This window comes from Streptomyces sp. NPDC085524 (assembly GCF_044541755.1).
Lineage (GTDB): Bacteria > Actinomycetota > Actinomycetes > Streptomycetales > Streptomycetaceae > Streptomyces.
The window spans coordinates 15,191-33,632 of sequence record NZ_JBITTH010000001.1; the positions used below are offsets into that span (position 1 = coordinate 15,191).

Here is an 18,442-nt window from a genome sequence, read left to right on the forward strand (position 1 = left end):
TGCCGCCCTGACCGAGCACGTCCTGACCACCCCACCCGGCGGAAGGCGGCACCCGTACGCAGGCCGACCGCGCGGGACAACCGGGCGCTGACCACGCTCCCGCCCGTGATGGGCTGGATCCACCGGACCTGGGGCGGCCCCGACGAGCTCGCCCGCTCCGGCTGCGCCTGGGCGGCCTTCCAGGGCGACCGCATCGTGGCCGTGGCCTGCACCTACTTCCTCAGCACCGCGTACGAGGACGTCGCCCGCGCGACCGTGCCCGACCCGCGCCTGCAGTACCTGGCCCTCGACTGCGTCAACGCCCTGTGCTCGGACATAGCGGCCCGCGGTCACACGCCCAGCTGGACCTGCTCGGCGAGCAACCGGCCCGGCCGCCTGCCCGCCTGGACCGCGGGCTTCCGTCCGGAACGGGAGTACGCCCACTACGCCGTCGGCGCACCGGCGACGCGCGGGAGTGCGGCCGCCGGATGACTGGCGGTGGCTGCGGCACGAAGCGCCGCTACACCGCCTGGTCGGATTCTCCCCGCCCGTCGGCCGGTGCCTGCAGCAGCCGGTCCAGCTCGTTCCCGGCTTCCTCGTACCCCGCGTCGGAGATCCGTTGCAGACCCCGCAGGTCTCCGGTCGCGACCGCCCGTCGGGTGAGCAGATACCCGGCGTGCATGCTCGTCAAGCCCCAGAGAGTCGATGCGCCCACCGTGGACAGGGCCGGTGCTGCATTCGGAGACGAGGAATCGGACCCCGAGCGCCGAACTTCCCGTTCACCGCGCCGAGATGCCCCTCCCCTCCGCCATCCGTTCGACCGAGCGACCGCAATGCCGAGCGTGAGCAGGGCGGCTCAGTGACGCACGAGGCTCCCGGACAACCACCACCCCGCGAAGCCGAGCGCCCACAACTGATCAGCGCTGTTGCGTGCGGGTCCCCAAGGCCGTGATAGCGGCAGTGGTGGAGAGGATGGCCAGCAGCGCGAAGAGCGCGGGGTAGCCGCCGAGGGGTCCGGCCAGGACTGCGCCGGCGAAGGGGGCGATGGCGGCAGCTGCGTGGGCTGGTGCGCCGAGGAGGCCGGAAAGTCGGCCGTAGTGCGTGGTACCCCAGCGATCGGTGACGGCTGTGGCCTGGAGGAGGGTGAGGTTTCCTCGGATCACCCCGGCGAGGACGGACACAACAACGAGTAGAGCGTACGGGCCGGCCACGACGGCGAGCGCAGCGGTGGTGGAGGCACCCAATGCGATCAGGGCGACGGTGCGGGCGCTGACACCTAGACGGCGGGCGAGGGTCGCGTACAGGGTGCGGCCGAGGGTCTGGCCCGCGCCACCGAGGCCGAGGACCCACGCGGCTTGGGTGGTGGTGTAGCCACGTTCGATCAGGAGGGGGACGAGGCCGATGACGACGGCGTACATCGCGAACGCGGACAGGGTGAAGGTGACGGCCAGCATCCCGAAAGCCCGGCTGCGCACGACTTGCTCATGGCCGCCGGTGACGTGCGGCGGGCTCGGAGGGGCCGGTGGCCACGGGGCTTTCAGGGCGAGAGCGTGGGCCGGGACGGTCAGGACGGCGAGGATGCCGGCCAGCACCACATAGGTCGCGCGCCAGGACATGTGGTCGGCCAGGGTTGCGGTCAGCGGTGCGAAGACGGTCGAGGCGAGCCCACCGGCGAGGGTGACGATCGTGAGCGCGCGAACGTGGTCGGGGGCCCACCAACGGGTGAGGGCAGCGAAGGCGGGCTGGTAGAAGATGGCGGCCATCGCCGCTCCGGCGATGAACCATCCGGCGAAGAAGGCAGGCAGGTTGGGAGCTGCGGCGATCACCAGCAGGCCCAGGGCACCCAGGACTGATCCTGCGGTCATGACCAGGCGGGGGCCGCGGTGGTCCAGGACGCGGCCGACGTAGATCCCCGCTATGGCGGATACGACGAGGGCAGCGGAGAACGCGGCGGTGGTCGCGCCCGCACTCCAGCCGGTGTCGGCGGTGATGGCCGGGTTGAGGACGATGAAGGCGTAGTAGACGACGCCCCAGCTGGTGATCTGGGTCAGGCACAGGGCGGGCAGCACGGCGCGTGGCCGCGACCGGACCCCCGTCCCGGTCGCGGCCACGCCGCTGTGAAGGTCGCTCACCTCAGCAGCCGCCGGAGGCGGCGGGCGCAGCGCCGATGGTGAGGGTGGCCGGGGCTGCGCAGCAGCCGCCGCCGCTGGTTGCCTCGGCGGCCTCCGGCTCGTCGAAGAGGCCCGCTCCGCCGCACACGCCCGTCTCGGGGAGGGTGAGTTCGACGCGCTCGGCCGCCTCCTGGTCGCCGGCGAGATGGGCGGCGACGGAACGCACCTGCTCGTAGCCGGTCATGGCGAGGAAGGTCGGGGCGCGGCCGTAGGACTTCATGCCGACGAGGTAGACGTCCTTCTCCGGATGGGAGAGCTCGCCCACGCCGTGCGGGTAGACCGTGCCGCAGGAGTGCTGGTTCGGGTCGATCAGCGGCGCCAGCTCCACCGGTGCCTGAAGTCGCTCGTCCAGGCCGAGGCGGAGCTCATCGAGGAAGGACAGGTCGGGGCGGAAGCCGGTCAGGACGATGACCTCGTCGACCGGGTCCAGGCGGCGGCCGTCCTCACCCACGAGAACCACGCGCCCGTCACCGTCACGTTCGAAGACGTCGGTACGGAAACCGGTGACCGCGTCCGCGTACCCGCCGTCCACGGCCGCCTTCGCGGCGAGGCCGAGGGCACCGCGGGCAGGGAGCTGGTCGGCCTCGCCGCCGCCGAAGGTCGAGCCGGAGATCCCGCGGCGCAGGATCCACGTGGCGTGCGTCCCCTGGCCGTCGTCGGACTTCGCGAGATCGGCGAGGTAGGCGAGGGCGGTGAAGGCTGAGGCACCGGAGCCGATGACCGCGGTGCGCCTGCCCGCGTACCGGGCGCGGACGGCGGGGTCCTTCAGGTCCGGGACCCGGTAGGCGATGCGGTCTGCAGCAGCCTTTTCGCCGAGAGCGGCGAGTCCGCTGCCGCCTGCGGGGCTCGGGGTGGACCAGGTGCCGGAGGCGTCGATGACCGCGCGAGCCAGGACCCGCTGCTCGAGGCCGTCGGCGCTCTCGTAGTGGACGACGAAAGGCTGGGCCTCGCGGTCGGCGTCGACGATGCGGTCGCGGCCGGTGCGGGAGACGCCGGTGACGCGAGCGTCGTAGCGGACTTGTTCGCCAAGTACGTCGGCCAGCGGCCGGAGGTAGAGGGCGGCCCAGTCCGCGCCGGAGGGGTAGGTGTCCTCGGCGGGCTTGACCCAGCCGGTCGGGGCGAGGAGCTTCTCGGCGGCCGGGTCGACGACCTCGCCCCAGCGCGAGAACAGCCGCACGTGCGCCCATTCGCGGACGGCGGATCCGGCGACGGGTCCGGCTTCCAGGACGAGGGGTTCCAGGCCGCGGTCGACGAGGTGGGCGGCGGCTGCGAGTCCGGCGGGGCCGGCCCCGATGACGACGACGGGCAGCTCGGTGGCGATCTCGCTCATGACATGTCTCCGGGTCTTGATGCGGGCAGGCGGGGTGGGCTGGGCTTGGGTGGTCAGCAGCAGCCGGCGCTGGCAGCGACGGCTTCGCGCTTGGCCTGCGGGTCGCAGCAGGATCCGGCTGCTTCCGCGCCCTCGCTGGTGCCACAGCAAGGTGAGGACTGTGCGGGGGCCGCCTCTGCGGCGGGCTGTGCAGGGGCAGAGCCGCAACAGGAACCCGCCGTCTCGGCGCGCTTGGGGCTGGTGGGGGTGACCGACTCGTTCATGACGACTCCCTCGTGTTTCGAAGTTTGTCTATGGCTTGCGTGATCAGCATGGCACCTGTATCGATAGACGTCAACATAGACATTCATCAATTTCAGTAGGGGTTGCGATGGAGCACGTGAAGTCGTCGCCATCGGAGGCGGGCAGTCGGGGCTTGCGTCCGCGCATGCTCCGGTCCGGACAGGACTGAAGCCAGTAGTGCTGGAGGCGTCGGACCGGGCGGCCGGGTCGTGGCCGCACCACTACGACAGCCCGACCCCGTTCTCCCCGGCCAGGTTCAGCGCGCCACCCGGCATGCCGTTCGGCGGAGATCTGGACCGCTACCCACACAGGGACGAGGTCGTCGCCTATCCGACCTCCTACGCCGCCCGCCTGCAGGCCGACATCCGCACCGGGCAGCACGTGACCGCAGTCGGGGCCGACGGCTGCGGATTCACGGTCGAGCCGGAGGGCGGCAGGCAGCTGTCGGCGCGGGCGGTGGTCGCCGCCTCGGGCAGCTTCGGCCGCCCACACCGCCCTGACCTGCCGGGCCTGGAGGGCTTCGCCGGCCAGGTCCTGCACGCGGCCGACTACCGCGACCCGGCTCCGTTCGCCGGGCAGCGTGTCGTGGCGGTCGGGGCGGGGAACTCCGCGGTGCAGATCGCCGCCGAGCTCGCCAGCGAAAGCCGCACGAGCCCGGCCACGCGGGCGCCGGTGAAGTTCGCCCGGCAGCACCTGCTGGGCAAGGACCTGCACTTCTGGCTCACCCGTACCGGCCTGGACACCGCCCCGCCTGGACGTCTCCTGAAGACTCCACCCGCCCCTCCGGTCCTGGATGACGGCCGCCACCGCGCCGCCCTCACCGCCGACTCCCCCGACCACCGCCCGATGTTCACCCGGCTCATCGACGACCGAGTCCCGTGGACCGACGGCACCACGGAGCGGCTGGACGCACTGATCCTCGCGACCGGCTACCGCCCCCACCTGCCCCACCTCGCCGGACTCGACGGCACCCTCGGCCCGGCCGGACACCCCCGCCACCGCGGCGGCGCCTCCCCCACCCATCCAGGCCTGGAGTTCGCCGGGCCGGAGTGGCGGCGCAGCCTGTCCTCGAACGCTCTGCGCGGGGTCGGCCGGGATGCCGGACGGGGGGCCCGCCGCCTGGCCGCCCACCTGGCCCGCCGTTGCCCCCTGCACCTTGGTTCGACGTGTGTCAACATAGACGTATGTCGAATGTGAAGGTTCTGCCGCTGCTGGAGCCCGACGTCGTCGCGGCCTGCTGCCCGCCGCTGAACGAGCGCCCGATGTCGGCCGAGGAGGCCGAGGTCGCCGCGAAGATGTTCAAGGCCCTCGGTGACCCCGTGCGCCTGCGCCTGTTCTCCGCCGTCGCCTCCCACGAGGGCGGCGAGGCGTGCGTGTGCGACATCTCCGACGTCGGCGTCTCCCAGCCCACCGTCTCCCACCACCTCAAGAAGCTGAAGGAGGCCGGGTTGCTGTCCTCCGAACGCCGCGGGACGTGGGTGTACTACCGGGTCGAGCCGTCCGTGCTCGCCGCCATGGGCGCGCTGCTGGCCGGCGCCGCGAAGACGGCGTGACCGCGGTGCGCATCGAGGCACTGCCGCCCGAGCGCGCCGAGCAGGTTCTGGGCTTCCAACAGGCCGGGACCGACGAGGCAACGCGACCTTCGAAACCCGTGCGTGCAGTCAGGCGTGACGGGCAAGCTTGACCGCGGAGACGAGGAGGATCACGGCGAGCACGGGGATGAGGATCACGTCCGGGAAGACACCGAGGAGCAGCCCGCCCAGGACCGCGCCGGCGACGGAGCCCGCGGCCATGGTCGCCGTGAAGCGGAGGTTGGCGCCGAGGACGGCGAAGCTGCCATCGCGGCTGTAGCGGGCGAACGCGACGAGCATGGTGGGCAGGGACACCAGCAGGGAGAGGCTCCCGGCCGTCTTGATGTCCTCGCCGAAGAGCAGCACGATCGTCGGGATCAGCAGCTCACCGCCCGCGACACCCATGATCGCGGCCACCACGCCGATGCCGAACCCGGCCACCACGCCGGCGGGTACCTGCGCCCCCAACGGCAGATCCAGGGTGCCCAAGGCAGTGGTGTGGGTGACCACGAGGGCGGCGGCCATGAGAACCATCAGGGCGGCCAGCACCTTGTGGAGAGTGCTGCTGCGCATGCGTACTGCCCACGTCGCTCCCGCCCATGCTCCCAGCAGGCTGCCAGCCAGGAGGTTGACCGCCACGGGCCAGCGCGCGGCGACCTCGGCCGCCGAGACCGCGCCAAGACGGGCGGGCAGCGCGACCAGGACCACCACCAGGCTCATCGCCTTGTTCAGGATGACCGCCGAGAGCGCGGCGAACCCGAAGAGGCCGATCAGCAGTGGCAGGCGGAACTCGGCGCCGCCCAGCCCGATCATCCCGCCCAGCACACCGATCGCTGCGCCCGCCCCGAACACGACCGGCGTCGCGGGCGTTGATTGGAGAGGGTCGAGGTTCACGTCAGTGGGCATGACGGGCATCCTTGCTGGTCACAACCTCATGCGCTACAACACGACCCCACCTTCGGGGAAAGGCACCGGCTGTGCGCGCAGGCTTCGTCCAGACCTCTGAGCACCGGATTCGACCAGGGCCTTGACGGCTGCAGCAGGCACAGCACGGGGCTGTGCGGTGAGGTGCGCGGCAATGTCGCGGGCGCCATCGCGGGCGGGGCGGCCGACGCCGATGAGGGTGGCGGAGGCCGGGCCGGTCCAGTCTCCGTAGCCGAGCAGGTGCAGGCCCGGCTCGGCTACGGCCCGGGTGCCGACGGTCGCGATGTGGCTGCGGGTGCCGCGAAGCCGTAGGGAGGCGAAGGGGGCGAGGGCGGGGCGTACGAGCGGGACGGCCACGATGTCGCCAAGGGAGGCGACGCCGCCGGTGTCGGTGCGGCCCTCATCGAGGGCGCGGCGGCGGGCGGTCGCCGCGTCGAAGAGGGCGCGGCCGTCGATGTCGTCGGTCAGGTAGCGCGGCGGACGCCTGGTCACCCAGGTCGGATCGACCCCGGCGTGGGCGAGGTCGGCCGCGATCTGCGCACCGGAGTTGCCCCCGCCCACAACGACCACGCGCTGCCCGGCGAACTCGGACGGGCTGCGGTACTGCACGGTGTGCAGCTGACGGCCCTGGTAGTCGCACCGCCCGGTGACGGCGGGCAGGAAGGGGCGGGTCCACGTTCCGGTGGCGCTGATGACCGCCCGCGCCGTCCACGATCCGGAGTCCGTCTCGACCCGCAGGCCGGGCCCGTCACGGTGCACGCTCTCGACCCGTGCCGCGCTGGACGGGGAGCGCGTAGCGCTTCTCGTAGTCGGCGAGGTAGTCGACCACGTGGGCGGCATCCGGGTAGAGCGCACCCTCCTGGACGGGCATGAGCCGCCCGGGCAAGGACGAGTACCGGGCCGGGGAGAAGAGGCGCAGGGAGTCCCACGCGTGCTGCCAGGCTCCGCCCGGCCCCGCCTGGGCGTCGAGGATGACGTGCTCGACGCCCAGGCGGCGCAGGTGGTAGCTGGCGGCGAGCCCCGATTGGCCGCCGCCGACCACCACCACGTCCGTGCGCTGTGTCATGCCGAAGGCGTTCCAGTGTTCGTCTTGCCGCGCATGAAGATGACCGCCACCAGCGCAAGGCCTACCCCGGCACCGATCAGCTGCATGCCGATGAAGCCGGGCACGGAGGCCGGGGCGATGCCCGCGAAGGTGTCCGTGAAGGCGCGGCCGACGGTCACGGCCGGGTTGGCGAAGGAGGTAGAGGAAGTGAACCAGTACGCGGCGCCGATGTAGGAGGCGACCGCTACGGGGGCGAAGCGGAGCCGGTCGGTGCGGGCCAGTCCGAAGATCAGCAGGATCAGGCCGGCAGTCGCCACGACCTCACCGAGGAGCAGGTTGCCCGCCGAGCGGTCGTGGGTGGACCACTTGACCAGCGGCTCACCGAACATCGCGTCCGCAAGGATCGCACCCGCGATCGCTCCTGCGATCTGCGAAGGCACGTACACGGCCAGCTCACGCGTGGTGACTCCGGCGCCGCCGCGGCGGGCGTTCCACCACTCGGCCAGCGTGACGGCCGGGTTGAAGTGGGCGCCGGAGACCGGCCCGAGGAGGGCGATCAGGACGCCGAGGCCGAAGACGGTGGCGGTGGAATTGGCCAGCAGCTGCAGCGCCACGTCGTCGGTGAGGTCGGTGGCCTGGATGCCCGAGCCGACCACAATCGCCACCAGCGCGGCGGTGCCGACCAGCTCGGCGGCGGCGCGGGCGATCAGAGGAGTGCGGGGCGGGGTCGCGCCGGGGGCTGGCTGGGGCGCGGCGGCGGCTATGTTGCTCTCCGCTGCAGGGGCGGCGACGGGCTCGGTGGCGGTCAAGACGGGTTCTCCTCGGGCAGGTGAGGCAAAGCGCGGAAGGCTATGGGCAGGACCGCTTGAGGTTCGCTTCGGCGGTGGCTCGCGCGGTCTGGGCGAGGTCGGCGAACTGACCGGCGAGGGCTTCGACGACTTCCGGGCGCAGGCGGTAGTAGATGTACCGGCCGCATGGCTCCGTCTCCACGACCCCGGCCTCCCGCAGCACCTTCATGTGGTTGGAGAGGTTCGTCTGCTTCGCGCCCGTCTCCTCCACGAGGTGGGTGGTGCAGAGCGTCTCGCGGGCGAGCAGGGTCACGATCTGGAGCCTGAGCGGGTCGGCCAGAACCCGGATCAGATCAGTGTCGACTGACGTCATCATGGACTGATACTGTCACATCAGTTGGGACTGACACCAGCCCGAGCTGATCCTATTGGCTCCTTTGAACGGGATCGCCATGCCCCCGCCTTCCTCGCCCCTCCTGCCGGACGAACGCCTGGCCGCCGGGGCCGCTCGTCTCGCCTCCCGATACGTCGGCCACTTCGCGCCGGAAACCGTGCCGGGCCTGCTCGCCGACTCCTACACGCGTCTCGCCGAGCAGGCACGGATCCGTACGCACCTCGTCGCGCCGGCGGAACGGCTGACCGCCGACCGCCTCGACGCCCACGCCCAAGGGCTGACGCGCGGGCCGTACCGCGTGTTGTTCGTGTGCAGCCAGAACGCCGGCCGCTCCCCGATGGCCGCCGCCCTCCCGGCCCACCGGGCAGGCGAGCGGGTCGCCGTCGCCTCCGCTGGCACCCACCCCGCGAACGCGGTGGAGCCGCACATCGCGCAGGCCCTCACCGAGGCTGGCGTGGACCTGGCCGACGCCTACCCCAAGCCGCTGACCGAAGAGGTCGTCCAGGCCGCCGACATCGTGATCACGATGGGCTGCGGCGACGCCTGCCCCGTGGTACCGGGCCGCCTCTACCTCGACCGGCCCGTCGCCGACCCCGACGGGGCACCGATCGCTCCCGTCCGCGAGATCCGCGACACCATCGACGCCCACATCACCGAGCTGCTCACCCAGCTCACCCCCTGAAGCCCCACAGATCCCCGCCGCGGTCACCTCACCCCAAGGAAGAACAGATGTCCTCCGCTCCTGCCGCCTCCGTCCTGTTCGTCTGCATCCACAACGCGGGCCGCTCCCAGATGGCGGCCGGGTTCCTGCGCCACCTCGCCGGCGACCGCGTCGAGGTCCGCTCCGCCGGCTCCGTGCCCGGCGAGCAGATCAACCCCTCCGCCGTAGCCGCCATGGCCGAACTGGGCATCGACATCTCCGACCAGAAGCCCAAGATCCTCACCCCCGAAGCCGCCCAGGCCTCCGACTACATCATCACCATGGGCTGCGGCGACGCCTGCCCGTACTTCCCCGGCAAGACCTACCTCGACTGGCAGCTCGAAGACCCGGCCGGCCAGGGCGTCGAGGCCGTCCGCCCCATCCGCGACGAGATCAAGGGCCTCATCGAGGGACTCATCGCCGAGATCGACGCGAATAGGCAGGTCTGATCCCGATGCCGCAGACCACCGCCGGTGACGGCATACGCGACGTCGTCATCATCGACTCCGGCCCCGCCGGATATACCGCCGTCCTCTACACCGCCCGCGCGCAGCTGAACCGTTCTCACTTCTCTGCCGCTCTGTTGTGAGCCATCAGAGAGGATGGGTCTCGTCCCCAAGAAGATTGACGCAGCCCTTCGCAGCCAGACTGTGCGTCTGGTGACAGAGCATCGTGCGGAGTACTCCTCCGAGCGCGCACTGCACGTCCAGGTCGCCGAATCCCTTGGCGTCTCCCGGGAGTCCGTGCGCCGGTGGGTGATGCAGTACGAGGTCGACGCCGGCCAGGTGGCGGGCGTGAGTTTGAAGACCGCGGCACGAACCTTGCGAGCCTGGTGTGCCCCAGCCGGCCCGTCCAATGCGGCCGCGGCACGCACCGTGACGGACGCCCTGGTCGAGGACGCGGTCCGCCGGCTGGCCTTCACCACCAACGTGGCCGGTGGGCGTGCGCTGGCTCCCGAGGGGCTTTATGCCGGCGCAAAATGCCGGCTCTCATCCGCCGCACCCTCCTGCCCGGGACAGGGTTCGGCGCCGTCGACCGCGCCATGCGCTCATCCGGGCGACGCAAGGGCCCCTGACTTGCTGGACCGCGTATGACAACGCGCTGATGGAGACGTTCAACGGCCGCTACAAGACCGAATGCATACGCACCAAGGTCTTCCACGACGGTCCCCGGAGGTCGGTCACGGACGTCGAATACGCCACCGCGTCGTGGGTCGAGTGGTACAACGACCGCCGGTTGCACTCAAGCCCGGGCATGATCAGCCCCACCGAGTTCGAGGCAGCACACTACGCTGGCACAGGGCCAGGAGCCGACTCCGCCCGGCCGGGGGCGGAATGAAACGGCAGGTCAACCCACCCTTCCCCTGGCTTTCGGGTGCGTCGGCGGGAGCTCGGGAGCAGGAAGCGGAGGGCCGTCATAGCCCTTGACCTCGCCGAATCGGGACCCGTTCATCCAGTCAAAAGTCAGCATCGGTACGGGTATCAGGGCTGACGTCCCAGCAGGCACGCACCCCTGGTTCAACGTGTACGGGCTTGCCCGACCCGCGAGGCCATCTCATCGGAACGTCCGGATTCTGGACTCCACTCGTCACTGAGCGATCCCGCGCCCTAGTCTGGCCGGGCAGCTGGTTCGCCCCGTCCTCCAGGCGGGATGCGTCGTAAGAGGGAACCCGGTGGGAATCCGGGACTGCCCCGCAGCGGTGAGCGGGAACGACCGCCGTCATACGCACTGGAACCGGTACCGGTCCTGGGAAGCGACGGCCAGTAGGTGCCCGCCGGGAGACCGGCAGGCGTGCCCGCGAGTCCGAAGACCTGCCCGTTGCCCGCACGCGGACGTATTCCGCGGGCGGATGTCCCGGTGACCTCGTGGGCGGGTCGGCGTACACGGCGAGCGGCACGTGCGGTGTTCTTTCCCGCGACGCGGTCCGCCCGTTCTGTCGTCCCTTCGCGTCCGCGTCCCGTCATCCGGGATGTTCTGGACACATCTCGCGAAGGAGAGTTCCGTGACAGCGAAGCCCGCAGCCGCGGCAGCACGAGCCACCGTGTACGGCTACCCCCGCCAGGGTCAGAACCGCGAACTGAAGAAGGCGATCGAGGGCTACTGGAAGGGCCGTGTTACCGCCGACACCCTCCGGCAGACCGCTGCCGACCTGCGCCGTTCGAACTGGGAGCAGTTGACCGAGGCAGGCATCCACGAGGTGCCGACCGGTGATTTCTCATACTACGACCACGTGCTGGACACCAGTGTGATGGTCGGCGCTGTCCCCGAGCGGCACCGGGAAGCCACCGCCGCAGATGCCCTCGACGGCTACTTCGCGATGGCGCGCGGCACGCAGGACGTGGCTCCGCTGGAGATGACCAAGTGGTTCGACACCAACTACCACTACCTGGTCCCCGAGCTCGGTCCCGACACCGTCTTCACCGCCGACTCCACCAAACAGGTCGCCGAACTGAAGGAGGCCCTCGCACTGGGCCACACGGCTCGCCCGGTCCTCGTCGGCCCCATTACCTATCTGCTGCTCGCCAAGCCCGCCCCCGGCGTGGCCGCCGACTTCCAGCCGATCACCCTGCTCGACCGGCTGCTGCCCGTCTACGCCCAGGTCCTGGCCGACCTACGCGCCGCCGGCGCCGAGTGGGTGCAGGTCGACGAACCCGCCCTGGTCCAGGACCGCACCCCGGCCGACCTGAACGCCGCCGCCCGCGCCTACCGTGAGCTGGGCGGGGCCACCGACCGCCCCAAGCTGCTCGTGGCCTCCTACTTCGGCCGGCTCGGCGACGCCCTCCAGGTCCTCGCCGCCGCCCCGGTCGAGGGTCTGGCCCTCGATTTCACCGACTCCGCCGCCTCGAACCTCGACGCCCTCGCCTCGGTCGGCGGGCTGCCGGGCAAGCGCCTGGTCGCGGGCGTCGTCAACGGCCGCAACGTCTGGATCAACGACTACCAGAAGTCCCTGGCCACCCTCGGCACGCTCCTGGGCCTCGCCGACCAGGTCGATGTCGCCGCGTCCTGCTCCCTGCTGCACGTCCCGCTCGACGCCAACGCCGAACGGGACATCGACCCGCAGATCCGGCGCTGGCTCGCCTTCTCCCGGCAGAAGACCACCGAGATCAGCACCCTCGCCCGCGGCCTCGCCCAGGGCACCGACGTGATCGCTGCGGAGCTGGCCGCCAACCGCGCCGACCTCGCCTCGCGCGCCCATTCCGCCATCACCCACGACCCTGCCGTCCGCGCCCGCACCGCCGCGATCACCGATGCGGACGGACGGCGCTCCCAGCCCTACGCGCAGCGAACCGCCGCGCAACGCGCCCACCTGGGGCTGCCGGTACTGCCCACCACCACCATCGGCTCGTTCCCGCAGACCGACGAGCTGCGCGTGGCCCGTGCCGACCTGCGGGCCGGCCGGATCGACGCGGCCGGGTACGAGGAGCGGATCGAGAACGAGATCCGCGAGGTGATCTCGTTCCAGGAGAAGACCGGCGTCGACGTGCTGGTCCACGGCGAGCCCGAGCGCAACGACATGGTGCAGTACTTCGCGGAGCAACTGACCGGCTACGTCGCCACCCAGCACGGCTGGGTGCAGTCCTACGGCACCCGCTACGTCCGTCCGCCCGTCCTGGCCGGAGACATCTCCCGCCCCGAGCCGATGACCGTCCGCTGGACGACGTTCGCGCAGGCTCAGACGTCCAAGCCGGTCAAGGGCATGCTTACCGGTCCGGTCACCATGCTCGCGTGGTCGTTCGTACGCGACGACCAGCCGCTCGGGAACACCGCCCGCCAGGTGGCGCTCGCCCTGCGCGACGAGGTGAACGACCTGGAGGCAGTGGGCACTTCGGTCATCCAGGTCGACGAGCCGGCGCTGCGTGAGACCCTGCCCCTGCGGGCCGAGGACCACGCCGAGTATCTGGCCTGGGCCACCGAATCGTTCCGGCTCAGCACCAGTGGTGTGCGGCCGGACACCCAGATCCACACGCACATGTGCTACGCGGAGTTCGGCGACATCGTCCAGGCCATCGACGACCTCGATGCCGACGTCATCAGCCTGGAGGCCGCCCGCTCCCACATGCAGGTCGCGGACGAACTGGCCGAGCAGGGTTACCCCCGCGAGGCCGGACCCGGTGTCTGGGACATCCACTCCCCGCGCATCCCGAGCACCGACGAGGCCGCCGGGCTCCTGCGCAAGGGGCTGGACGCCATCCCCGCCGAGCGGCTGTGGGTGAATCCCGACTGCGGCCTGAAGACGCGTGGTTGGCCCGAGACTCGCGCCTCCCTGGAGAACCTCGTTGCCGCCGCCCGCGAGGTCAGGGCGGAGCTGGCAGTCGACAACGGCTGATGCCGCGCCGTCTGGGCCGGGCGCCTCGGCGTCCGGCCCAGACCGGCCACGACCGGACAGCAGCGACGCCGTCACTGCGCAGCGGCCCCACGCCCCCGGCGCGACGCGGGGCCGCGATGCCGACCCCTCCACCACCCACCTCGCCCCGCCCGCCCCGACGCGCCTGGTCGACTCGCGAGCACGGGCGACGAGGTGGGGAGACCTGCCGCCCCTGGCGCAGGCCGGGCCCCGCCACCCAGCTGGAAGTCGATGAACGATCCATTCCTCAGGGGCGCCGAGGGCTGCCGACGATCCACGAGTTCCCGACATATTGAAAATGGTCATCGTTTTCATATAGCCTGCCGCCGAGACTTCCGACACCTCACAGGAGATCCCGATGGCCGTCCCCAAGCGGAAGATGTCCCGCAGCAACACCCGCCACCGCCGGGCCCAATGGAAGGCCACGACGCCGCAGCTCGTCCCGATCACGGTCGACGGCTCCGTGTACCAGGTCCCGCAGCGACTGGCGAAGGCATACGAACGCGGCCTCCTACACCCCGAAGGCTGAACCGATGGCACGCCCGACCAACACACCGCTCCCGGTCACCGTCCTGTCCGGATTCCTCGGAGCCGGCAAGACCACCCTGCTCAACCACGTACTGGGCAACCGCGAGGGCCTGCGCATCGCCGTCATCGTCAACGACATGAGCGAGGTCAACATCGACGCCGCGCTCGTTCGCGGCGGAGAGACGGCACTGTCGCGCACCGAGGAGCGGCTGGTCGAAATGACCAACGGGTGCATCTGCTGCACCCTGCGCGATGATCTGCTGGAGGAGGTCGGCCGACTGGCCCGCGAGGGGCGCTTCGACTACCTGCTCATCGAGTCCAGCGGGATTTCCGAGCCGATGCCCGTGGCGGCCACGTTCTCGTTCCCGCGCGACGACGGCGCCATCCTGGGCGACCTCGCCCGACTCGACACCATGGTCACCGTCGTGGACGCGGCGAACTTCCTGCCTGAACTCGCCGACGGCGACGAACTCACCGCTCGCGGCCTCGACCAGTACGAGGACGACGAGCGCACTGTCAGCGATCTCCTCATGGACCAGATCGAGTTCGCGGACGTCATCGTCCTCAACAAACTCGACCTGGTCGCGCCGACCGAGGTCGCCACACTGCGCGCGACCCTCTCACGACTTAACCCCGAGGCGAGGATCGTTCCCGCCGTCCGCGGTCAGGTGGCCCTCGAACAGGTGCTGGGCACCGGCCTGTTCGACATCGAACGAGCCCAGCAAGCCCCCGGCTGGGTCAAGGAGTTGAACGGAGACCACGTCCCGGAGACCGAGGAGTACGGCATCTCCTCGCTCGCATTCCGCTCGGACCTGCCGTTCCACCCCGGCCGGCTGTGGAACTTCGTCACCAAGGGCCTCGACAGCGGCACCTTCGGCCAGATCCTGCGCTCCAAGGGCTTCTTCTGGCTGGCCAGTCGCCCCCGCGTGACCGGTCTCTGGTCCCAGGCCGGCGCGGTGGCCCGCTTCGAGCCCTCGGGCGCCCGCGGACCGGACACCGCACAGGGCCAGGAGCTCGTCTTCATCGGCACAGGCCTCCGCGCCGACGCACTGCGGGCGGTCCTCGACGCCTGCCTCCTGCGCCCGGGCGAAGCCGTGCCCGCCGTGGACGACTTCCCGGACTGGGAGACGTACGGGATCGACGACGCCTGCGAGCACGAACACGGGCGGGCCGCGGGAACCGCCGCCTGAAGACTCCGGGCCGGACGGTGGTCGCAGCCACGGCACCGTCCGGTCCGGGATTCACCCAGACCACACTATTGAACATGATTTCCATTCTCGTATACTGAGGCCATGGCACGCAACGAAGTACGCCCGATCATCAAGCTCCGCTCCACCGCCGGCACCGGCTACACGTACGTCACGCGCAAGAACCGGCGCAACGACCCGGACCGGATGACCCTGCGCAAGTACGACCCGGTCGTCCGCAGGCACGTCGACTTCCGCGAAGAGCGCTGACACCTCCTCCCCCAGAGAGAGCCACCCCATGAAGCCTGGAATCCACCCCGCATACGGTCCCGTCGTCTTCCGCGACAAGGCTGCCGACTTCGCCTTCCTCACGCGCTCGACCGCCACCAGCGAGAAGACGGTCGAGTGGGAGGACGGCAACACCTACCCCGTCATCGACGTCGAGATCTCCTCGCAGAGCCACCCCTTCTACACCGGCGCCGCACGCGTCCTGGACACCGCGGGACGCGTCGAACGCTTCGAGCGCCGCTACGGAGGGCGCAAGTGATCCTCCCCGTCGTGATCGTCGGCGGCATGCACGCCGACGCACGCAAGGAGACCGTCGAGCACCTGCTTCGCACCGTGCCGGGAAGCGTCGCCCTGCACCACGATCTGTCCTCGGCTGCCGACGGCAACGTGGTTCGCACGCTGCGCGATTCCGGTGGTGAGATGTCCGCCGACGAGACTCCGCTGGTCAACGACTGCGCCTGCTGCGCACTGCGCGAGGATCTCGTCCCCGAGCTGGAGCGGCTGGCCGCAAGCGGCATGACCCGCCTGGCCGTGGTGGAACTCTGGGACTCCGTCGAGCCCAGGGCGATGGCCGAGGTCGTAGCCGCCCATGCCGGTGACGTGCTGGAACTCACCAACGTGATCACCGCCGTCGACCCCGCGCTCGCCCTGCCCTGCCTCGGCAACGGGGACGACCTCGCCGAGGCCGGACTCGCCGCCGCGGCCGCCGACCAGCGGACCGTCGGGGACACCTGGGCCCGCCAGCTTGAATACGCGCCGGTCCTCGCGATCGCCGACAGCGAGGAGGCCGACGACGAGGACCGCGCCCTGCTCGCCCAGCTGCACCCGACGGCCCTCCAGGTCCCCACCGGCTCCAGCGAACTCACCCGCTTGGCGTTCGCAGGCTTCGACGTGGAGACTGCCGCCGCCGCCCAGCACCCCGCCTGCGCGCTCCTCCCCCAGGAGGCCGACGAGGCCGGAGTCGCCACGCTCGTGTGGCAACGCCGCCGGCCTTTCCACCCCGAGCGGCTCTACCAGGCCCTGGAGGACCTGGCGCGCGCTGCCGCCCGCAGCCGCGGCCGGTTCTGGCTCGCCGACCGTCCCGACACCCTCCTCGCCTGGGACGCGGCCGGTGGCGCGCTGTGCGTGGAGAGCGCCGGCCCGTGGCTGGCCTCGCTGCCAGACGCCGCCTGGGATCTGGTCCCCGCCATGCGTCAGGCCGCTGCCGCCCTCGACTGGGACCCCGAACACGGCGACTGCTGCCAGCACCTGGTCTTCACGTCGCCCGGCCTGGACCGCGACGGGCTCGAACAGCTCCTGGACTCCTGCCTCCTGACCGAAGCCGAGTACACGGCCGGGCGGGAAGCGTGGAAGCAGCTCCCCGCCGCCTTCGGTCCGTTGCTCGACTCCGTTTCCTGACCCCTCCCGCCTCCTCACCGACACCCTGTAACCGAGTACCCCGAGGAATGCCCATGGCCCGCCGCCCCTCCCCCAGCAAGCCGCTGAAGTCCCGCCCCAACCCGCTGGACACAGCAGGCATCACGTACATCGACTACAAGGACACCGACCTGCTGCGGAAGTTCATCTCCGACCGGGGCAAGATCCGCAGTCGCCGGGTCACCCGTGTCACGGCGCAGCAGCAGCGCCAGCTCGCACTGGCCATCAAGAACGCCCGCGAGATGGCCCTGCTCCCGTCCGCCGGCCGGTAGCGGACGGCCCGTGCGCCACCCCGCCCCACCCCCGCTGCGAGAGCAACGACAGCTCCTTCCCGTGCACATCGTGCTGTTTCACGAGGCGGGGTTCGGGCTGCGCCGACCTGGCACAGGTCACCGCAGGCGAGTGCGATGTCGGCCGGCTCCCGCGCGACGTGGGAGGAGTGCTCCCCCATGGTGATGCCGACATCGGCCAGGGCGAGGGCGGGAGCGTCGTTGGTGCCGTCGCCGACCACGGCTACGGTATGGGCCTTCGGCTTGGAGGTCCCGGATCAGCTGGAGCGCGCCATCGGCGTCACCCCGCCTGATCATGCTCACCGGAGACGCGCAGGAGGGCGCCCAAGCCGTTGCCGACGCCCTCGGATCACCGAAGTACAGGCCCACGCGCTCCCGAGGTCACAGCTACTGATGACGGTCTCACCGCTGGCGCGCAACCGTTCGGCCCAACTCTGAGCGTCCTCGGTGAGGTTGACTCCGTGCTGGCGCAGGAGGGCGGGGCTCCCCACGAGGAGGCGGGTTCCGTCGCGTTCGACCCGCACGCCCATCCCGAGGCCCACTTCGCGCGCCTGGTAGATCGGCACATGGAGGCGCTGCTCGTCGGTGCGGACCACGATGGCCCGGGTGAGCGGGTGGCGTGCGTGCAGTTCGCCGGAGGCGGCCAGGCTCAACACCTCGTCGGCCGTGACCTTCTCTCTGACGGGCACCACCCTAGTGACCGGGGGCGGCCGAAGGTGAGGGTGCCGGTGCCCAAGACGACTGTGGTCACCCGGCCGATGCCTCCAGGTGGGTGCCGCCCTCGATGAGGGCGCCGCGGCGGGCGCCGTTGCCGATGGCCGCGCTGATGGCCGTCGGGGTGACGAGTCCAGCCGCGCAGGGGAAGGCGATGAGCAGCGTGGTCATCGCGCTCCGTGCGACACGGGTGACGACGTAGGTGAGAGCGGCCACGCACCTCACCGGTGACGACTGCCAGTTCCACCAGTGCCTCGCCGCTGAGCACCGCGAGCTCGACTCCTTCGCTCACGAGCCAGACACGCTCGTCACCGATGGTGAGCTGTTCCTCGGCGAGGGCCTGGCGGAACTCGCCGACGTTCAGCAGCGCCACAGGGCCGTGAGGGCGACCACGTTCTCCCGGAACACGAGGAAATCACCGTCGCAGCCGTGACCAGGGTGTCCGCGCCCGGGCTGCTGCGGCCGCGCAGCGTGCGGCTCAGTGCCATCG

At 71.0% G+C, this 18,442-nt stretch carries 21 protein-coding genes, 5 pseudogenes and 1 riboswitch; of the genes and pseudogenes, 15 read left to right on the plus strand and 11 right to left on the minus strand.

Features of this window, described 5'->3' with window-relative positions; translation table 11 throughout:
• Window positions 1–108 precede the first annotated feature (108 nt).
• Window positions 109–471 (plus strand): GNAT family N-acetyltransferase, encoded by a 363-nt coding sequence (locus ACIGFK_RS00065; protein WP_400050208.1) that lies wholly within the window; start codon window positions 109–111, stop codon window positions 469–471.
• 28 nt (window positions 472–499) lie between these two features.
• Here ACIGFK_RS00065 and ACIGFK_RS00070 read toward each other — a convergent pair whose 3' ends face one another.
• The 4 genes and pseudogenes from ACIGFK_RS00070 to ACIGFK_RS00085 all read right to left on the minus strand — a co-directional run bounded on the left by ACIGFK_RS00070 (window position 500) and on the right by ACIGFK_RS00085 (window position 3,480).
• On the minus strand, window positions 500–670 hold the full coding sequence (locus ACIGFK_RS00070; RefSeq protein WP_400050020.1) for a hypothetical protein: 171 nt from the start codon (window positions 668–670) through the stop codon (window positions 500–502).
• Window positions 621–743 (minus strand): annotated as a pseudogene (locus tag ACIGFK_RS00075) (transporter); the annotation flags it as partial. The gene ACIGFK_RS00070 and the pseudogene ACIGFK_RS00075, both read right to left, overlap by 50 nt.
• 153 nt (window positions 744–896) lie before the next feature.
• Window positions 897–2,111 (minus strand): MFS transporter, encoded by a 1,215-nt coding sequence (locus tag ACIGFK_RS00080; protein WP_400050021.1) that lies wholly within the window; start codon window positions 2,109–2,111, stop codon window positions 897–899.
• 1 nt (window position 2,112) lies between these two features.
• Window positions 2,113–3,480 (minus strand): NAD(P)-binding domain-containing protein, encoded by a 1,368-nt coding sequence (locus ACIGFK_RS00085; protein WP_400050022.1) that lies wholly within the window; start codon window positions 3,478–3,480, stop codon window positions 2,113–2,115.
• Between the two features lie 393 nt (window positions 3,481–3,873).
• Between ACIGFK_RS00085 and ACIGFK_RS00090 the strand changes: the two genes are divergently transcribed.
• Both ACIGFK_RS00090 and ACIGFK_RS00095 read left to right on the plus strand, forming a co-directional pair.
• Window positions 3,874–4,959, plus strand: coding sequence for an NAD(P)-binding domain-containing protein (locus ACIGFK_RS00090; RefSeq protein ID WP_400050210.1), 1,086 nt, complete (start codon window positions 3,874–3,876; stop codon window positions 4,957–4,959).
• Window positions 4,947–5,315 (plus strand): helix-turn-helix transcriptional regulator, encoded by a 369-nt coding sequence (locus ACIGFK_RS00095; RefSeq protein ID WP_030724816.1) that lies wholly within the window; start codon window positions 4,947–4,949, stop codon window positions 5,313–5,315. Before ACIGFK_RS00090 ends, ACIGFK_RS00095 begins: the two co-directional genes overlap by 13 nt.
• A gap of 108 nt (window positions 5,316–5,423) precedes the next feature.
• Here ACIGFK_RS00095 and ACIGFK_RS00100 read toward each other — a convergent pair whose 3' ends face one another.
• The 4 genes and pseudogenes from ACIGFK_RS00100 to ACIGFK_RS00115 all read right to left on the minus strand — a co-directional run bounded on the left by ACIGFK_RS00100 (window position 5,424) and on the right by ACIGFK_RS00115 (window position 8,466).
• Complete coding sequence (locus ACIGFK_RS00100; RefSeq protein ID WP_376661432.1) at window positions 5,424–6,239, minus strand: sulfite exporter TauE/SafE family protein; 816 nt, start codon at window positions 6,237–6,239, stop codon at window positions 5,424–5,426.
• A gap of 33 nt (window positions 6,240–6,272) precedes the next feature.
• Window positions 6,273–7,323, minus strand: a pseudogene (locus ACIGFK_RS00105) (FAD-dependent oxidoreductase).
• A complete protein-coding gene (locus ACIGFK_RS00110) occupies window positions 7,320–8,111 on the minus strand; it encodes an aquaporin (RefSeq protein WP_400050023.1) in 792 nt (263 codons plus the stop codon). The pseudogene ACIGFK_RS00105 and the gene ACIGFK_RS00110 overlap by 4 nt, the downstream one beginning before the upstream one ends.
• A gap of 40 nt (window positions 8,112–8,151) precedes the next feature.
• A complete protein-coding gene (locus ACIGFK_RS00115) occupies window positions 8,152–8,466 on the minus strand; it encodes an ArsR/SmtB family transcription factor (protein WP_376661430.1) in 315 nt (104 codons plus the stop codon).
• A 76-nt stretch (window positions 8,467–8,542) separates the two neighbouring features.
• Here ACIGFK_RS00115 and ACIGFK_RS00120 point away from each other — a divergent pair, with 76 nt between their 5' ends.
• The 4 genes and pseudogenes from ACIGFK_RS00120 to ACIGFK_RS00135 all read left to right on the plus strand — a co-directional run bounded on the left by ACIGFK_RS00120 (window position 8,543) and on the right by ACIGFK_RS00135 (window position 10,522).
• Window positions 8,543–9,166, plus strand: coding sequence for a low molecular weight phosphatase family protein (locus tag ACIGFK_RS00120; RefSeq protein WP_400050024.1), 624 nt, complete (start codon window positions 8,543–8,545; stop codon window positions 9,164–9,166).
• A gap of 47 nt (window positions 9,167–9,213) precedes the next feature.
• On the plus strand, window positions 9,214–9,633 hold the full coding sequence (locus ACIGFK_RS00125) for an arsenate reductase ArsC (protein WP_376661428.1): 420 nt from the start codon (window positions 9,214–9,216) through the stop codon (window positions 9,631–9,633).
• A 5-nt stretch (window positions 9,634–9,638) separates the two neighbouring features.
• Window positions 9,639–9,767: pseudogene (locus ACIGFK_RS00130) on the plus strand (thioredoxin-disulfide reductase); the annotation flags it as partial.
• Between the two features lie 19 nt (window positions 9,768–9,786).
• Window positions 9,787–10,522 (plus strand): annotated as a pseudogene (locus ACIGFK_RS00135) (integrase core domain-containing protein).
• Window positions 10,523–10,531: 9 nt separating this feature from the next.
• On the opposite strand, the pseudogene ACIGFK_RS00140 reads toward ACIGFK_RS00135, so the two are convergent.
• A pseudogene (locus tag ACIGFK_RS00140) lies at window positions 10,532–10,642 on the minus strand (pirin family protein); the annotation flags it as partial.
• A gap of 150 nt (window positions 10,643–10,792) precedes the next feature.
• Window positions 10,793–11,018, plus strand: a riboswitch (cobalamin riboswitch).
• Window positions 11,019–11,186: 168 nt separating this feature from the next.
• Here ACIGFK_RS00140 and metE point away from each other — a divergent pair.
• From metE to rpsR, 7 genes are all read left to right on the plus strand, one after another.
• Window positions 11,187–13,511 (plus strand): 5-methyltetrahydropteroyltriglutamate--homocysteine S-methyltransferase, encoded by a 2,325-nt coding sequence (gene metE / locus ACIGFK_RS00145; protein ID WP_400050025.1) that lies wholly within the window; start codon window positions 11,187–11,189, stop codon window positions 13,509–13,511.
• Window positions 13,512–13,887: 376 nt separating this feature from the next.
• On the plus strand, window positions 13,888–14,058 hold the full coding sequence (rpmF, locus tag ACIGFK_RS00150) for a 50S ribosomal protein L32 (protein ID WP_376659600.1): 171 nt from the start codon (window positions 13,888–13,890) through the stop codon (window positions 14,056–14,058).
• Window positions 14,059–14,062: 4 nt separating this feature from the next.
• Window positions 14,063–15,247 (plus strand): GTP-binding protein, encoded by a 1,185-nt coding sequence (locus ACIGFK_RS00155; protein ID WP_400050026.1) that lies wholly within the window; start codon window positions 14,063–14,065, stop codon window positions 15,245–15,247.
• 102 nt (window positions 15,248–15,349) lie between these two features.
• Entirely contained in the window at window positions 15,350–15,514 is a 165-nt protein-coding gene (rpmG, locus tag ACIGFK_RS00160; protein WP_376659598.1) for a 50S ribosomal protein L33, read from the plus strand.
• A gap of 28 nt (window positions 15,515–15,542) precedes the next feature.
• Window positions 15,543–15,791: a type B 50S ribosomal protein L31 gene (locus ACIGFK_RS00165; protein ID WP_386466554.1), complete on the plus strand. Its 249-nt coding sequence runs from the start codon at window positions 15,543–15,545 to the stop codon at window positions 15,789–15,791.
• A gap of 26 nt (window positions 15,792–15,817) precedes the next feature.
• Window positions 15,818–16,930, plus strand: coding sequence for a CobW family GTP-binding protein (locus tag ACIGFK_RS00170; RefSeq protein WP_386466724.1), 1,113 nt, complete (start codon window positions 15,818–15,820; stop codon window positions 16,928–16,930).
• 53 nt (window positions 16,931–16,983) lie between these two features.
• Window positions 16,984–17,220, plus strand: a complete 237-nt coding sequence (rpsR, locus tag ACIGFK_RS00175) for a 30S ribosomal protein S18 (RefSeq protein WP_400050027.1) — start codon at window positions 16,984–16,986, stop codon at window positions 17,218–17,220.
• Between the two features lie 317 nt (window positions 17,221–17,537).
• Here rpsR and ACIGFK_RS00180 read toward each other — a convergent pair whose 3' ends face one another.
• Window positions 17,538–17,927, minus strand: coding sequence for a hypothetical protein (locus ACIGFK_RS00180; RefSeq protein WP_376659595.1), 390 nt, complete (start codon window positions 17,925–17,927; stop codon window positions 17,538–17,540).
• A gap of 58 nt (window positions 17,928–17,985) precedes the next feature.
• A complete protein-coding gene (locus ACIGFK_RS00185; RefSeq protein WP_376659594.1) occupies window positions 17,986–18,168 on the minus strand; it encodes a hypothetical protein in 183 nt (60 codons plus the stop codon).
• Between ACIGFK_RS00185 and ACIGFK_RS00190 the strand changes: the two genes are divergently transcribed.
• On the plus strand, window positions 18,155–18,385 hold the full coding sequence (locus tag ACIGFK_RS00190) for a hypothetical protein (RefSeq protein ID WP_376659593.1): 231 nt from the start codon (window positions 18,155–18,157) through the stop codon (window positions 18,383–18,385). The two genes, ACIGFK_RS00185 and ACIGFK_RS00190, sit on opposite strands and share 14 nt — an antisense overlap.
• Window positions 18,386–18,442: the final 57 nt, after the last annotated feature.